Consider the following 15849-nt stretch of genomic DNA (forward strand, 5'->3'; position numbering starts at 1 on the left):
ATGAGTACTCACCCAACGGTCCCGGCACCTCTGTTCAGGGCTACGCAGATCGGCAAATCGTTCAACTCGGTGCGCGTGCTGGAGGACATCAGCCTCGATATCGGCTACGGCGAAGTGGTGGCTTTGCTTGGGGAAAATGGCGCGGGCAAGTCGACCTTTTCCTCGATTATTGCCGGCGCCCTGGCGCCGTCCAAAGGCGGCATGTTCCTGGCGGGCGAGCCCTACGCGCCGAACGGTCCGGCGGCCGCCATGGCGCTGGGGGTCAATATGATCCATCAGGAAATTCATTTGCTGGCGGACTTGAGCGTGGCGGAGAACGTGTTTCTCGGCCATCTGCCGACGCGTGGCGCAATCATCGACCGCAAGACCCTGCACCGCGAGACCGCCAAGCAATTGCAGCGCCTGGGGCTGGATATCTCGCCGCAGACGCCGGTGCGGGAGTTGAAGATTGCCGCCCAGCAACTGGTCGAAATCGCGCGTGCGCTGACACTCAATTCACGCTTGTTGATTCTCGACGAACCCACGGCGGCCCTCGGCAAGGAAGAAACCGAGCGGTTGTTCCAGCAGATCGAAACCCTGAAGCAGCAGGGCGTCTCGTTTATCTACATCAGCCATCGCATGGACGAGATTGCGCGGATCGCCGACAAGGTCGTGGTCCTGCGGGACGGGCACCTGATCGCTCGCCACGAGAGCGGGGCGGCCGAGGTCAGTGTGCTGGTGTCGCAGATGGTCGGACGGCCCATCGAACGGTTGTTCCCCGAGTTGCCGGCGCCGCAGGACGCCGTGGTCCTGCGCGTGGAGCAGCTGTCGGACAAGGCCGGGCGCTTTCGCGACATCTCGTTCGAGGTCAAGGCCGGGGAGGTGTTCGGCATCGCCGGCATCGTCGGGGCTGGCCGTACCGAGCTGGTGCAGGCGATTGCCGGGCTGAGCGCCGTCAGCCGCGGCGACGTGCTGTTGAACGGTCGACCGCTGCCGGCCAATGACGTGCTGGCCGCGATCGGCGCCGGTGTGGTGCTGATTCCCGAAGACCGCAAATCCGAAGGCGTGGTGCTGACGCAGACCATTGCCGAGAACCTGGCGTACTGCAACCTCGACCGGCTCAGCGCCTGCGGCATCGTCGCCAACCATCGCGTGACGGCCTTCGCCCACGAGCGTATTGCCGCGCTGGGGATCAAGGGCGTGGCGGGGCAACGGCTCGACAAGCTCTCGGGCGGTAACCAGCAGAAGGTCGTGATTGCGAAATGGATCGCGCGCAATCCCAAGGTGATCATTCTCGATGAGCCGACCCGCGGTATCGACATGGGCGCGCGTGCGGCAATTTACGAATTGATCATTGAGCTGTCGAAGGCCGGCATGTCGGTGATCGTCGTGAGTTCCGACCTGGAGGAAGTCATCGGCCTATCCCATCGCGTCATGGTCATGGCTCGCGGTTGCTGCCAAGGCATCCTCGAGCGGTCGCAGATTGCGCCGGACCGCATCATGGCCCTGGCTACCGCATGATCAACGATAAACAAAGAGCAGGTGAGAACATGTCCGGACCCTATCAAGCCTTGCCTTACCAGCCCTTCGCCGGGCTGCTGGACCTGTCCGGGAAAACCGCGGTGGTGACGGGCGGCAGCAGTGGCATTGGCTTTGCCATCAGCCGGCGCCTGGCCGAAGCCGGGGCCAATGTGCTGATCGGCAGCCTGGCGCCGGAGCGCAGCGCTGAGTTGGTCGAGGCCGGTTTCAGCGTGGCGTTTCACTCGACCGATGTCAGTTGCCCGCAAGCGATCCGTCAACTGGCGGATGTCGCAGTCGAGCGTTTTGGCCGGCTGGATATCTGGATCAACAATGCCGGCGTCTACCCGCTGAAGGCGATTGATGCCATCGATGCAGGGTTCTGGGATGGGCTGCATGCAATCAATACGCGTGCGGTGTTCCTCGGTGCCCAGGCGGCGCAGCACTACATGCGCCGGCAGGGCGACGGCGGCGCGATCGTCAATCTGTCATCGGTGTGCGGCCACCGGCCAATGGCCAATCACTGCACCTATGATGCGTCCAAAGGCGCCGTGCTGGCCATGACGCGAAGCCTGGCCAAGGACTTGAGCGCGTTCAAGATCCGGGTCAACTCGATCTCGCCGGGGTTGACGGCGACGCCGGGCAACCTGGCACCACAGCTGCTTGAACAACACCGACAGAACAATGTGCTGGGCAACATCCCGTTGGGCCGCGCCGCCGAGCCCTGGGAAATCGCCGATGCCGCCCTGTTCCTGGTTTCGCCACTGTCGTCCTACGTGACCGGTATCGACCTGCTCGTGGACGGAGGCTGGCTCTTGCACGGAAGTTGAACGACTGGCGCGTCGAGCATCGCGCCGATTTGAACCCACGTTTGAACGTTGCCACTTGCAGCGCCGGCACTGGCACGCCTGCGAAACGAGTGCACGTTACGAAAACGGTGTGTTGCGTCCATGGTGTCTGCAGCACTCCGGCCACTGAAAACAGCAGGAGAACGTCATGAAACTCGCTATGTTTATGCAGCCACTTCATCACAAGGGCTGGGACTATCACGAGATGTACGACCAGGATATTGCCTGCGCCGTCCACGCCGATAGCGTCGGTTTCGATGAGCTTTGGGTCGGTGAGCACACGTCGCAGCGTACCGAGCCCATCACCAACGCGCTGCAATTCCTATCCACGCTGATCCCGCTGACCCAGCGCATGAAACTGTGCACCGGAGTGCTGAACCTGCCCCATCATTTCCCGGCGCGGATTGCCGCCGATGCCGCGATGTTCGATCACATGTCCAAGGGGCGGTTCATCATGGGGATCGGCCCGGGCGGGCTGGCTTCCGACTTCGAAGTGTATGGCAGCAACGGCAAGGATCGCGGGCAGATGATGGTCGACTGCTACGAGATGATCCGCGCGATCTGGGGCGCGGATGCCCCCTACGCGTTCACCTCCGAGCACTATCAGGTTATTCTCAAGGACGCGGTGCACCACGCGCTGGAAATCGGTTACATGCCCAAGCCGTTCCAGAAACCTTTCCCACGGGTGGCAACCACGGCGATGAGCCCGTTCTCCGGCACCGCAAAACTGGCGGGGGCCAAGGATTGGGACTTGATGTCCGCCAACTTCAACCCCACTGCCACCGTGGCATCGCATTGGCAGGCGTACTGCGAGGGTGCTAAAGGCGCTGGGATCAAGCCCGATGCCAACAACTGGCGCGTCGCCCGCTCGGTATTCGTGGCCGATTCCCAGGCCCAGGCCGAGGACTACCTGGCCCAGGAAACCTGCACCTTGCGACGCTACTTCGATTACATGATCGATAACCTCGCGACCAACCACTACACCAAGATCTTCAAGACGCGCCCGGACATGACCGACGAGGAAGTCACCGTCGATCATTGCATCAACGAGATGGTGATTTACGGTGATGTGAATTCGGTCACCGAGCAACTGGTGGCCTTCAGTGAGCAGACCGGCCCGTTCGGCACCCTGATGACCACCTTCCACGAGTGGGACGATGAAGCGCTGTGGCGCCGTTCGATGGCACTTACCGCGCAACAGGTGATGCCGCGCCTCAACGACTACATGACGCCACGTCTGAAGGCTCAGGAGCGCGCACATGACTGATTTGCACGCCACTGCCGGGCACGACTTCACGCCGACCGAACAGGAACTGGCGCGACTGCGCGAGAAGGCCCAGTTCATTCGCCTGGAAACCATTCGCCTGATCGAGATCGCCAAGGTCGGTCACTACACCTCGGTGTTCTCCGCCGCCGAGTTGTTCGCCGCGCTGTACTACGACGTGATGGACCTGCGGTTCGGCGAGCCGAAGTGGCCCGACCGTGACCGTTTCATGATGGGCAAGGGGCATGCAGCAGTCGGGCTGTTCCCGGTGTTGGTTGAATGGGGCTTTTTCGAAAAAGAGATCCTCGACAACTACACGCGCCTGGGCAACCCATTGGGGGACCACCCGGACATGCGCAAGGTGCCGGGAGTGGATTTTTCATCCGGCTCCATCGGCCATGCGTTGTCCGGCGGCTTGGGCATGGCCCTGGCCGGGCGGATGCTGGGCCAGTCCTTCACCACCTACGTGATGCTCGGCGACGGCGAGATGCAGGAAGGGCAGGTGTGGGAAGCCGCGCTCGGTGCAGCTCACCACAAGGTCCACAACCTGGTGGCGATCATCGACCGCAATGGGTACCAGCTCGACGGCAATGTCGATGACGTCATCGGCATCGAGCCGCTGGCTGACAAGTGGATTGCGTTCGGCTGGGAGACCCATGTGGTGGATGGCCATGACCTCGCGGCAGTCACCGGCTTGCTGCGTCGCCTGAAGGCCGACACTGCACGCACACAACCGGTGTGCGTCATCGCCAATACCGTCAAGGGCAAAGGGGTTTCGTACATGGAAACCGAGCCAGGCTGGCACTTGGGGTATCTGGATCCTGAAGATGCGCAACGTGCTATCGACGAAATCAAAAGCAAGGTGATCTGAGCCATGAATTCCGCTCCGCTGTCGAACAACTCCTGGCAGTACCGGCAACTGAACCAGCAGACACCCAGTTTGAGTGCCCTGTCGGATGCCCTGATTGAACTGGTCGAGCGCGGTGAGCCGGTGGTTGCCGGCACCGCTGACCTGCAGTACTCCAACGGCTTGTCGAAATTTGCCGCGCTGCACCCCGAACGCTTTGTGCAGTTCGGCATTTCCGAACAGAACATGGTATCTGCCGCAGCCGGTATGGCGGCGGTGGGCATGAAGCCGTTCGTGGCGACCTTTGCGTCGTTCCTGCCGTTGCTGTGCTGCGAGCAGATCCGCATGGACGTGGCCTACTCGGCGCTGCCGGTGCGCCTCATCGGTCACCATGCGGGTATCTCACTGGGCTTCTATGGCACCTCTCACCATGCCACCGAGGACCTCGCGATCATGCGTTCGATCGCCGATATCACGGTCGTCGCACCGGCCGACGGCAACCAGCTGAAGGCGGCGATCCTGGCATCGGCCAACTACCCGCAGCCGATCTACTTCCGCATTCAGCGCGGGCGAGATCCGGTGGTATACGACACCGTACCGGACTTCGTTTTCGGCAAGGCCACCGTGCACCTGACCGGCGATGAGCTGACCATCATCGCTACCGGCTCGACCGTGCACCCGGCTATCGAGGCTGCACGGGCATTGAATGCCGCCGGGCGTTCGGTCGGTGTGATCGACATGACCACCATCAAGCCACTGGACCGTGAAGCGGTGTTGACGGCGGCGCGCAATAGCCGCGCGATCCTCACTGTCGAAGAGCACAACATCATCGGCGGGCTGGGCGGGGCGGTGTGCGAAGTCATTGCCGAGGAGGGGATCGGCGTCAAGGTGCGGCGCCATGGCCTGTACGATGAGTACAGCCTGATCGCACCGCCGACCCATTTGTATCGGCATTACCGCCTGGATGCCGCCGGTATCGAAAGCGTAGCCCTGGAAGTACTGGGCTAAGGCACACGGGCTGTGTTCTTTTCAGGCCCGGCTGGGCCTGGCGTGCGACAAGGTGCTTGAATCAAGCGTGCTGGTCGCACGCTTTTTTTTGCCTGGGATTTTTCTGCCGGGGTTATACGCGCGTAAAAAAGCTCACCGAAGTGAGCTCTTGATCAACCGAATGAGCGTGCAGCTGTCACCACTGCACACCACTGTTTTCGATCCACTGCAGGATCGACTCGCGCTGAGGATTCCAGCCCAGCAGGACACGCGCGTTCACCGCGCGCACGCGGCTGTTGGAACCGATCGCGAAGCGTGCCCAATCGCCCAGCTCGGCGATCGCTTCAGTGGCAGGCCAACTTTGAATATTGCCGTTGAAACCCAGGGCCTTGCTGATGGACGTGGCAATTTCAAGGAATGAGGCTTCGCCGTTTTCGGCAAAAAACAGCGAGGCCGATGGCGCTTTCTCAATGGCCAGTCGATAGAGTTCTGCAAGGTCGTCGATGTGCACATTGGACCAGCGATGCACGCCGGCGCCCATGTACGCACCGGCGCCATATTTGCGTGACTGGGCGAACAGCTTGGGCAATTGATCGCTTTTCGACGCGACGCCCAGGGATTCGCCGTAGATCATCGTGGGGCAGAACACGATGCTGCGAATGCCCTGTTCGACGCCGGCGCGGCGCACGATTTGATTGATCTCGACCCGGTCCTTGCGAATGTCCATAGGGGTAAAGGGCGTCTCGTCGGTAAAAATATCCGCCCGTTCGTAAGCACCTCGTGCGTCGTCACCGACCACACTGGAGCCGGAGGTGTGCAGCAGCACTTTGCCGCTGCCGCTCAACGCCTTGATGAAGGTTTCTACGGAGGCGAGGTGGTCGGAGTTTGCGGCGTTGACCACCACATCGGCCAGGCGTGCCTGTTCGCTGAGAATGCAGGCGTCATCCAGGGTCCCGAGCACCGGGGTGATACCCAGCGCCTGCAGGGCCTCGCGCTGCTGTGGATTGCGCAGCAGGCCACTGACCTCATGGCCTGCATCCACCAGGTATTTGGCGACGGAGCCGCCGATGTAGCCGGTCGCGCCGGTCACGAAAATCTTCACTGTCTTCTCCTCATTTCTTGTTTGATGACTGGCCTTCGCGGGCGCAAAGGACAGGCGCTCCAGATACTGGAACGCTTAACCATACGGTCGGTGTTGTATATGAGCTAGACTGCTTGAATGACAAATATCTGTGAATTCACTTCATGCTAAATATCAAAGACGTCAATCGTTCCGGCGAGATGGAAGTGTTCACACGGGTCGTGAATGCCGGGACGTTCTCTGAGGCAGCGCGGCAATTGGACATGTCGCCGTCGGCGGTGAGCAAATTGATCGCACGCCTGGAAACGCGGCTGGGGGCACGCCTGTTGCACCGCTCCACGCGGCGCCTGGAACTCACCGCCGAAGGTGAGCGATTCAACAGCGAGTGCCTGCGCATCCTGGAGCTGATCGACTCGGCGGAGCGCGACATCGCCAATGTCGCCAAACCCAGCGGGCTGATTCAGGTCAACGCCAACCTGCCGTTTGGGCAGCATTGCTTGTTGCCCTTGCTGCCCGGTTTTTTCGCCGCGTACCCGGACATCACCCTGAATATCGAACTCACCGACACCGTCGTCGACCTGCTGGAGCGGCGTGCCGACATTGCCATCCGTACCGGCCCGATGAAGGAGTCCAGCCTGGTGCAGCGGCGTCTTGGGGAGAGCCGCCTGCTCACCGTGGCGTCGCCTGAGTACATTGCGCGCTGCGGCCAGCCGGACAACCTGGACGAGCTGCAACGGCACAACCGGCTCAGCTTCGGCTTCCATCGGCACTCCCAGGCCTGGGTGTTCCGAGGCGCCGATGGCCAGCGCGTCGAGATCGAGCCCAAGGGCAACACGCTGGTCAGTGATGGCGAGAGCCTGCGTCGTTGTGCCCTGGCAGGGCTGGGGATCGCCCGGCTGGCAAGCTTTCATATCCAGGACGACCTGGATGCCGGGCGCCTGGTGCCGATTCTGCAGGCTTACGACAGCGGTGAAACCGAAGCGATTCATGCGGTGTTTATCGGTCCCGGCCAGCAACTGCCTCACCGCGTCCGCGTCTTTATCGACTTTCTGCTGGATAGGCTCGCGCCGCAGTTGTCGCCTCAACGGCGCTGATCGTTTCTTCAGTCTTTGCGGATTGAGTCTTCGCCAATGGTTGAAAATCCTCGCTCCTGGCTTGGGGCATGATGGTGCGCAAAACAACAAAAGAAGGCGGCACAAATGGATTACCAACTGAGCGGAAAAACCGCGCTGATCACCGGTGGCGCAACCGGCATTGGCCTCGCCATTGCTCAACGTTTCATCCTTGAAGGCGCCCGCGTGGTCGTCAGCGGCCTGCATCAGGAGGAGCTCGACTCAGCGCTCCAGGAGCTGGGTGAACACAGTCGGGGGATGGTCGCGGACCTGACGGCGCAAGGTGACCCGGAGCGCCTGGTCGCCCTGGCGCTTGAGGCGGGGCCGATCGATTTTCTGATCAATAACGTGGGTATCTTCGAGGTCCGCGATTTTTTCGAAACCGACGATGCCCAGTGGCTTCATTACTTCAATGTGAATGTGATGAGCGGGGTGCGCATGACGCGCCTGGTGATGAAGGCCATGCTGGATCGCGGGCATGGCTCGATTGTGTTTATCAGCAGTGAGTCCGCGATCAAGCCACAACCGTGGATGGTGCACTACGGCGCGATGAAAACCTGTCTGCTGGGTATCTCCAGGGCGTTGGCCGAGTTGACCAAAGGCACCGCGGTGCGGGTCAACTCAATACTGCCGGGGCCGACCAGCACCGAGGCGGTCAAGTGTTATCACCGGGAAATCGCTGCGCAGAAGGGCATCACTGCCGAGCAGGTGGTGCAAGCCTACTTCGATGAAACCGAACCGACTTCATTGATCCGCCGCATGATCGAGCCGCAGGAAGTGGCCAGCAGCGTGCTGCACCTGGCGGCCTCACCGGCGCTCAACGGCATGGCAATGCGCGTGGAGGGCGGCACGATTCGCGCCATCGTGTGAAACAAGCCCCACGCCGTGGGGCTTGAGCGGCTGTCAGGCGGCGCCGTGGAACCGGGGCAACACATATTCGGCGAGCTCTTCCATGACCTCGACGATGGGCCTGGCACTGTGACGCAAGTGCAAGCCCACATGTTGCACGCCGGCTTCGCGCAGCGCCTGCAGCTCTTCGATCAATGCGTTTCGCCCGCCACGCCCGCCGAAGCGCAAGGTTTTCATCGGTGCATGCGGGTCGGCTTCAAGGTCCAGGTGCAGGAAGGTGATGTAGGGTTTGTCGCCCCCCACTTCGCGCCACAGGCGCACGCGGCGCCGGTGTTCCTGGGCGGTTCCGGGGTAGGCGAGCCAGCCCCCCATATGCTCGCCGATCCAGTTTGGCGATTGTTGGCCAAGCCCGGCCACCAGCAGCGGGAAAGCTTCCTTGCGTTGCGGCAACAACTCGGCACCCTGGGGCAGGCGTCCGGCTCCTTGGGTCTGCAGCAGTTCGACGGCACTGCGAAAGAGCGCGCCGCGTTGCTCGTAGTCGACGCCGAACAAGGGGTATTCCATCGGCCGGTCACCACTGGCAACGCCGAGCAGCAGGCGTCCGTCACTCAACTCGTCGATGCTGTTGGCGGCCTTGAGGGTCAGCCACGGTTGACGCAAGGGCAGCACCACTGCGGCGGTGCCCAACATGATGTTGTCGGTGATGCCGGCAAGGTAGCCCAGGTAAGAGAAGGTCTCGAACACCTGTGCGGCGTCGCCGAAGTGCGGGTCGTAGACCGGTACGTCGCGCACCCACAGCGCGCGGAAACCCACGGTGTCCGCGAGCTTCGCCAGTTGGGCATGCTGTTTGATGTCGGGCACGCCAAAGGGGCGTTGCTCGGTGACGCGCAGGCGCTGGCCAGCGGTGGACCAGTCATTGTCCAGTGGCAGTTCCAGGCCGATCGAGAATTGTGTCGGGCCGAGCAAACGTTGAAAGTGCGTGTTCATCCAGTCTCCTGCGCCCTGTGCAAGGCAGGGCATTACTACGGTTGATGCGCCGTAGTATCCCCGCCGCAGGTCGGGAGAAAAATGCGCTGGCGCGCACAATACTCTTGACTGCAATGCACAGCTGGGCAGTCAGGGCCTGGCCGGCAGACGCTTGAGGATCGCCTTGCCCACATCCAGTGCCGACGCCGGATTCTGCCCCGTCACCAGCTCACGGTCGATGACCACATGGCTGGTCCACGGCGAGGTGTTGCTGCTGTAGGTGCCACCGGCGTGTTGCAGTGCCGTCTGGGGATAGAACTTCATGGCGCCGCCGTTCAGCAGGCCTTTGGCGAGTTCTTCCTCCTGGTTGCTGATGACCGTGAATTGATAGCCGGCATAGGTCCAGCCGGTCGCGGTGGCGGGGTTGCCGTTTTCCAGCTGCTGGGTGAAGGACGTCGGGTCGGACAAGGTCGAGAGCAGGGCAATCGGACCATGGCAGACCAGCGCGGTGGTTTTCTGGTTGGCATGGAAGTGCTTCAGCAGTTTGCCCAGCTCGGCACTGTGCAGCAGGTCTTGCATCGGCGCATGGCCACCGGGCACGTACACGGCATCGAACTGCTCGTAGCCGATCTGTTCGACGCGCGACAGGCTGATCACCGGCGACTCACCCGGCGAGGTGATTTTCAGGCGTTCGAGCAGCACCTTGTGCACCTGCAGGGCCGCCGCATCGTTGTTGAAATAGGCCGCGTCGGTGGAGGATTTATCCAGCGTCGGAGCCTTGCCGGTGGGCGTGGCAAAGGTCACCGAGTGGCCGGCGTCGAGCAGCAATTTCACTGGCTGCATGAGTTCGTTCAAATAAAACCCGGTGGAGAAGACTTTGTTGTCCTTGAGGTCGAGGTGGTCGGCATCGGACAGCACCACCAGCACGTTGCTGGCCTGGGCGTGAAGTGCCGTGGTGAATACCGTCATTGCAAGGGCGATTCGGCTGAGTGCGCGCATGGGCGTTCCTGATTGAGAAGAAAGGGCCGGAAGGCTGGGCGCACTATATTCATGCCTGCGGTGGCGATAAACTCGCTGGCGAGAACAGCACCTGTTCGTTGGAGGCAAAAGTGAGCCGTCGATTCGATTATCTTGCGGATGTAGAAGTCTTCGTCACCGTGGTGGAAAAAGGCTCCCTGAGCGCGGGTGCGGTATGTTTGGCGACGACGCCGTCGGTGGTCAGCCGTGCGATTTCTCGCCTGGAAACGCGTCTGGGCGTGCAGCTGTTGCGGCGCACAACTCGACGCTTGAGCCTAACCCAGGCCGGTGTGCTCTACCTCGAGCAGTCCCGCGCGGCGTTCTCGTTGATCGACAATGCCGAACGCTCGATCCAGGGCCAGGAAGGCGCGTTGACCGGCCGCGTGCGCCTCAGCGTGCCGACCACTTACGGCCACTTCAGGTTGCCGCCCCTGCTGTGCCAATTCCACCGGCAGTACCCCCAGGTCAGCGTCGAATTGAGCATCAGCAATCGCAATGTCGACCTCGTCGCCGAAGGCTATGACCTGGCCATCCGCCTCGGGGCCTTGCCCGACAGCGGCCTGATCGGGCGCAAGCTGGAAGATGCGTCGTTGTGCGTGGTCGCCGCGCCCGACTACCTGCGCCGCGTGGCCGCTCCATTGAGCGTGGATGACCTGTCTGCGCATGCCTGCCTGCCGTTCGTGATGCCCAGCAGCGGCCGCGTCGGCCCCTGGCTGTTTCGCGAGCAGGGAGTTGACCGAGAGTGGCTGCCCCAGGCGACTGTGCTGGTAGCCGATGATGTCCTGGGCACGGTATCGCTGGCCGAGCACGGCATGGGGATCTGCCAGACCTACGAGTTTATTGTGCGCGAGCGCATCCGGAGCGGACGGCTGGTGCCCTTGCTGGAACAGGCGGCAGGACGTTCGCGGCCGTTCTCGGTGATCTTCGCACCACATCGCCAACTGTCGGCGGCGGCGCGGGCATTGATCGATTTCCTGACCCGTGAGGTGAATCCGTTTCACAAGACAAGTGAATAAGGCAGCGGTTTTTCGGCCTTTGCACCCTCGGCGTTTGTGATAATTTTTCACTAATCAGCCAGTGGAGCAACGAACGTGGATAACAGAGCGGGTGAAATGTCGGTGTTTGTGCGCGTGGTGGACGCTGGCAGTTTCTCCCAGGCCGCGCGCCAGATGCTGATGACGCCCTCGACCGTGAGCAAACTGATCGTTCGCCTTGAGCTGCGCCTCGGCGTGCGCCTGCTGGAGCGTTCCACTCGCAAGCTGTCGCTGACCGACGAAGGACGCATCTACTACGAGCGCAGCATTGCCTTGCTGGCTGACCTCGATGATGTGGAGCGGGTGTTGGCCCAGGGTGCGCAAAAAGCCCGTGGGACCGTGCGCATCAATGCCTCGGTGGCGTTCGGCACCTTGGCCATTGAGCCCAACCTGCCGGCGTTCTGGGACGCTCACCCGAATATCCAGATTAACCTGTCGCTGTGCGATGACATCGTCGATATGTACCTGGACCGCACGGACGTCGCGTTCCGGGTTGGTGTCTTGAGTGACTCGACCCTGCGTGCCAGGACCATCGGCGTGGCGCGGCGCAAGATCGTCGCTTCACCGCTGTACCTGAAAAAGCACGGCGTGCCTGAAACCCTCGAAGCCCTCAGCGAGCACAATTGCCTGAGCTTCAACTTTCGTCGTGCTACCCCGGTCTGGCCGATGAACCAGAGTGGCCGCATCGTCGATCGCATCGTGCAGGGCAACCTGCAAGCCAACAACGGCGAGACGGTTCGGCGCATGGCTATCGCCGGTGCGGGCATTGCGCGCCTGGCCGATTTTCATATCGACGAGGACATCGCCGCGGGCCGACTCGTCGAGCTGCTGGCGCACAACGGGCATGATTGCGAGGAAGTGCACGCGTTGTACCAGGGCGGCCAGCACGTGCCCCAGCGTATCCGCACCTTCCTCGACTTCATGGTGCCGCGTCTGCAGGCGTTTATGACGCGTGGTTAAGCCTGGGCTTCGACCACGCGCTTGAGGCCTTGCAGCCCGGCGGCATACAGCGCCTCGAAATGCGCGACAACCTCAGCCTCTTCCGCGCCCTGGACGATAAAGGTGCTGGACCAGCTCGCCAGTGTGCCGCCTTGGCCATCGTCCTTGGCCGCCATCGTGCCGACATAATCGATTACCGGCGACGGGCCTTCGAGCAAGGCGTAGCTGTACTGCCGGGCGTCTTCGTCAAACGTCAGCAAGCGCTCGACAATCAGTGCGCCGTCGGCGGTTTTCAGCTGGCGCACACGCCCACCGTCACTCAGGTTGCTGCTGGCAATGACGTCCAGCCAGCGCGGCAGCCAATTGTAGCCGCCGAGTACCGACCAGACTTCGTCGACCGGGCGTGCAATGGCAATCGAGACACGTACTTCACTCATGGTTTTACCTCTGGGTTCATGGGCGCGTCCACTCGCAGACGCAATACATGGAAGGGGGGCCGACTGTCGTCCTCGCCCGCATTGAGCAAGGGGTGACGGTGCAGTTGATTGGCGGTGATATAGAGCCAGCGGCCCTGGGCATCCAGTTCGACGCCATCCGGCCAGCCGAGCAACCGGTCGTCCTGGGCGAGGATGCGATAGCCCGCAGGGGAGGCCAGGCCGATGGCGTTGTTGGCGATGTCGGTCACGTAGACGTTGCCTTCGGCATCCACGTCAAAGCCGTCGCAACAGGGTTTTTCGCACCAGTACTCCACGGCGGCGTCCAGTCGTGCAGCATCCGCCGGTTGCGCGAGTACTGTTGCGGCGATCCGGTAGACCTGGCGCGCCGACATCGAGCCGACGTACACCCAGCGGCCCAGTGGGTCGATGGCGATGGGGTTCAGGCCGTAGCGGTAAGGGATCACTTCGCCTTCCGGGGTACGCAGGGCCAGGGTTTTCCCCGCGATTTGCAGCGGTTCATCGCCCGGCATCAAGGCTGGATGGCACTCCAGTGCACGCCATGACAACCCGGTTTGCAGGTCGACGACTATAATCGCCGGGTAGTCGCTGGTGCCCGCCGGGTTCAGCGTCATGTCGGCGATGTAGATGCGTTGCTGGCGCCAGTCGATCACGAAATCCTGGGTGAAGGAGCTGGGGCGCAGCACATTCTGCGGTAACACGATCAGGCGTTGCAGGCGGTTTTCCTGGTCGTTCCAGGCAATCAGGCGTGGCTGTTGCTGCGGGCCGCCCATGTCCAGAATCCACACGATACCCTGTGGGTCGGTGCGGAGGCCGATCACCGCCGACATACCGTGGCCCTGCGCGTCGGGCTTGCCCGCCCAGCGCGCATTCGGGTAAGGCGGGTGCTCGCCGTCGGTGGTCACGGCACGCACCGAGAACGGCGGCGCGATGATCGCCGAGACGGACACCAACACGCGCCCATCCGGCATGACGGTAGGGTTGCCCGGCCGCTCGACCGGGAACGTCGCCACGATCTCCAGGGCCTGGGTGCTCATGTCAATGCCTGCACGAAGGAGGCGGCGGTGCCGGCGGCCGGGTCGACGAAGATGATGTCGCTGGGGTCGCGTCGCGGCGTGTCGACCGAGACCATGAACAGCGGGTGCTCGAGGATTTCCGGCATGCCGTGGATGGTGAACTTCTTGAAGAACAGCATCTCGCCCGGACCCACTTCGAACGGTTCGCGGTCACCCATGAAAAAGCGCGCGCGGCCGGACAGGATGATCAGGTACTCGTCACAGGTGGCGTGATAGTGCGCCGGCGTCGGGTGGTACACCCGGAACACACGGCCACTGGCTTCATCTTCGTCGGTCAGGCGGGTGTCCACCAACAGGGTGTCGGCGTTCTCGGGGAAGGTCTTGACGATTGCATTCAGGTCGAACGAGGCATGGGGTGCGGCCTCGACCAGTTTTTTGCGGGGGATTGCTGCGGACATCATGAAACCCTCATCTCAGGCGCACTGTGTTCAGTGCTGTCATCGTGTGGGGTCAGCATAAGCAGTGAGCCGTGGCCGGAGAACGCTGCGCGCGGGCACAAGATTTGAGAACTCAACGCACAGCTGGCGTCCCTGGCGCGTTGCGAATTCAATTCCAAACTGCTGCGCCCGGCGATGCATTTTTGCCAGGGATCGCATGGGGCATAGTGGGGTCCATTGATTATCGATCCCGCTGCGTTGGAGACACCCTATGCAAGTCAGAACTGCTGTCCTCAGACACATGAAGGTTGCCCCGCCCTACGCCCAGAGCAAGCCGATCAGCATCGAGACCATTGAGCTGGCGCCGCCGGGGCCGGGTGAGGTGCTGGTGCGCATCCGGGCTGCCGGCCTGTGCCATTCCGACCTGTCGGTGATCAATGGCGATCGCCCGCGACCGATGCCCATGGCGCTCGGCCATGAGGCGGCCGGGGTGGTTGAAGCCTTGGGCGACGGGGTCAGCGACCTCGAGCCGGGTGATCATGTGGTCATGGTCTTCATGCCCAGTTGCGGCCACTGCCTGCCCTGCGCCGAAGGCCGCCCAGCGCTGTGCGAGCCAGGCGCCAAGGCGAATGCGGCAGGCACCTTGATCAATGGCGCGGTGCGCCTGAGCAGTGCGGCCGGGCAGGTGCATCATCACCTGGGGGTGTCGGCGTTTGCCGAATACGCGGTGGTGTCACGCAACTCGGTGGTCAAGATCGACCGCGACTTGCCTTTCGTCGAGGCTGCGCTGTTCGGCTGTGCGGTGCTGACGGGCGTCGGCGCGGTGGTGAATACCGCGCAGCTGCGCGTGGGCGCCACGGCCGTGGTAATCGGCCTGGGCGGGGTGGGCCTGGCGGCGGTGCTGGGGGCGCGAGCGGCGGGGGCGAGCCAGATCATTGCGGTCGACCTGTCGCCGGCAAAACTCGCGCTGGCCAGGGACGTCGGTGCGACCGCCGTGGTCAATGGCGGCGATGCGGATGCCGTCGAGCAAGTCCGCCAGCTGACCGCCGGCGGGGCCGACTATGTGTTTGAAATGGCTGGCTCCATCCGTGCGCTGGACAATGCCATGCAAATGACTCGGCGCGGCGGCATGACCGTGACCGCCGGCCTGCCGCCACCGGGCTCGGCGCTGCCGGTCAACGTGGTGCAGTTGGTGGGTGAGGAACGCACGCTCAAGGGCAGCTATATCGGCACCTGCGTACCGCTGCGTGATATTCCACGCTTCATTGCGCTGTACCGCGATGGTCGGCTACCGGTGGATCGGCTGCTAAGTGGGCGGCTGAAACTGGACGATATCAATGAAGGTTTCGACCGTTTGCACGACGGCAGTGCGGTACGCCAGGTGATTGAGTTTTGACGCGCGGGCTTTAACCCCGGTTATTTAAAAAGGTGGCTGAGAGGCCATCTTTTTTTACCTCGGTTATTTGCCTGGGGGTCAATATTGTTTTCGTTTTAACGTGG

At 62.4% G+C, this 15849-nt stretch carries 16 protein-coding genes; 10 read left to right on the top strand and 6 right to left on the bottom strand.

Annotated features, from left to right (window positions below):
• The 5 genes from BBG20_RS17990 (at nt 1) to BBG20_RS18010 (ending at nt 5464) form a co-directional block, all read left to right on the top strand.
• A complete protein-coding gene (locus BBG20_RS17990) occupies nt 1-1500 on the top strand; it encodes a sugar ABC transporter ATP-binding protein (RefSeq protein ID WP_065905600.1) in 1500 nt (499 codons plus the stop codon).
• 29 nt (nt 1501-1529) lie between these two features.
• Entirely contained in the window at nt 1530-2327 is a 798-nt protein-coding gene (locus BBG20_RS17995) for an SDR family NAD(P)-dependent oxidoreductase (RefSeq protein WP_083221424.1), read from the top strand.
• A gap of 166 nt (nt 2328-2493) precedes the next feature.
• On the top strand, nt 2494-3612 hold the full coding sequence (locus BBG20_RS18000) for an LLM class flavin-dependent oxidoreductase (protein ID WP_065905601.1): 1119 nt from the start codon (nt 2494-2496) through the stop codon (nt 3610-3612).
• Complete coding sequence (locus tag BBG20_RS18005; protein WP_065905602.1) at nt 3605-4480, top strand: transketolase; 876 nt, start codon at nt 3605-3607, stop codon at nt 4478-4480. Before BBG20_RS18000 ends, BBG20_RS18005 begins: the two co-directional genes overlap by 8 nt.
• Before the next feature lie 3 nt (nt 4481-4483).
• Entirely contained in the window at nt 4484-5464 is a 981-nt protein-coding gene (locus BBG20_RS18010) for a transketolase family protein (RefSeq protein ID WP_065905603.1), read from the top strand.
• Nucleotides 5465-5639: 175 nt separating this feature from the next.
• On the opposite strand, the gene BBG20_RS18015 is transcribed toward BBG20_RS18010, so the two are convergent.
• Nucleotides 5640-6545 carry an NAD-dependent epimerase/dehydratase family protein gene (locus BBG20_RS18015; RefSeq protein ID WP_065905604.1) on the bottom strand — a complete coding sequence of 302 codons (906 nt, stop codon included), beginning with the start codon at nt 6543-6545 and terminating at the stop codon, nt 5640-5642.
• Between the two features lie 143 nt (nt 6546-6688).
• On the opposite strand from BBG20_RS18015, the gene BBG20_RS18020 reads away from it, so the two are divergent.
• Nucleotides 6689-7618, top strand: coding sequence for a LysR family transcriptional regulator (locus BBG20_RS18020; protein ID WP_065905605.1), 930 nt, complete (start codon nt 6689-6691; stop codon nt 7616-7618).
• A 105-nt stretch (nt 7619-7723) separates the two neighbouring features.
• On the top strand, nt 7724-8506 hold the full coding sequence (locus BBG20_RS18025) for an SDR family NAD(P)-dependent oxidoreductase (RefSeq protein WP_065905606.1): 783 nt from the start codon (nt 7724-7726) through the stop codon (nt 8504-8506).
• Nucleotides 8507-8539: 33 nt separating this feature from the next.
• Here BBG20_RS18025 and BBG20_RS18030 read toward each other — a convergent pair whose 3' ends face one another.
• Together BBG20_RS18030 and BBG20_RS18035 are read right to left on the bottom strand one after the other, a co-directional pair.
• Complete coding sequence (locus tag BBG20_RS18030; protein WP_065905607.1) at nt 8540-9472, bottom strand: TIGR03571 family LLM class oxidoreductase; 933 nt, start codon at nt 9470-9472, stop codon at nt 8540-8542.
• 129 nt (nt 9473-9601) lie between these two features.
• Nucleotides 9602-10450, bottom strand: coding sequence for a type 1 glutamine amidotransferase domain-containing protein (locus tag BBG20_RS18035; protein ID WP_065905608.1), 849 nt, complete (start codon nt 10448-10450; stop codon nt 9602-9604).
• Between the two features lie 110 nt (nt 10451-10560).
• Here BBG20_RS18035 and BBG20_RS18040 point away from each other — a divergent pair, with 110 nt between their 5' ends.
• Together BBG20_RS18040 and BBG20_RS18045 are read left to right on the top strand one after the other, a co-directional pair.
• Complete coding sequence (locus BBG20_RS18040) at nt 10561-11484, top strand: LysR family transcriptional regulator (RefSeq protein WP_065905609.1); 924 nt, start codon at nt 10561-10563, stop codon at nt 11482-11484.
• A 75-nt stretch (nt 11485-11559) separates the two neighbouring features.
• Complete coding sequence (locus BBG20_RS18045) at nt 11560-12462, top strand: LysR family transcriptional regulator (protein WP_065905610.1); 903 nt, start codon at nt 11560-11562, stop codon at nt 12460-12462.
• Here BBG20_RS18045 and BBG20_RS18050 read toward each other — a convergent pair.
• From BBG20_RS18050 to BBG20_RS18060, 3 genes are read right to left on the bottom strand one after another with little or no spacing between them, the layout of a single operon-like run.
• Nucleotides 12459-12878 (bottom strand): SRPBCC family protein, encoded by a 420-nt coding sequence (locus BBG20_RS18050; RefSeq protein ID WP_065905611.1) that lies wholly within the window; start codon nt 12876-12878, stop codon nt 12459-12461. The two genes, BBG20_RS18045 and BBG20_RS18050, sit on opposite strands and share 4 nt — an antisense overlap.
• The gene (locus BBG20_RS18055) at nt 12875-13933 is read right to left on the bottom strand and encodes an L-dopachrome tautomerase-related protein (RefSeq protein ID WP_065905612.1); all 1059 of its coding nucleotides are present in this window, start codon (nt 13931-13933) and stop codon (nt 12875-12877) included. Before BBG20_RS18055 ends, BBG20_RS18050 begins: the two co-directional genes overlap by 4 nt.
• Nucleotides 13930-14373: a cupin domain-containing protein gene (locus BBG20_RS18060; RefSeq protein WP_226940006.1), complete on the bottom strand. Its 444-nt coding sequence runs from the start codon at nt 14371-14373 to the stop codon at nt 13930-13932. Before BBG20_RS18060 ends, BBG20_RS18055 begins: the two co-directional genes overlap by 4 nt.
• Before the next feature lie 247 nt (nt 14374-14620).
• Here BBG20_RS18060 and BBG20_RS18065 point away from each other — a divergent pair, with 247 nt between their 5' ends.
• Nucleotides 14621-15745 carry a zinc-dependent alcohol dehydrogenase family protein gene (locus tag BBG20_RS18065; RefSeq protein ID WP_065905613.1) on the top strand — a complete coding sequence of 375 codons (1125 nt, stop codon included), beginning with the start codon at nt 14621-14623 and terminating at the stop codon, nt 15743-15745.
• Nucleotides 15746-15849 lie beyond the last annotated feature (104 nt).

Source organism: Pseudomonas aylmerensis (genome assembly GCF_001702265.1).
GTDB lineage: Bacteria > Pseudomonadota > Gammaproteobacteria > Pseudomonadales > Pseudomonadaceae > Aquipseudomonas > Aquipseudomonas aylmerensis.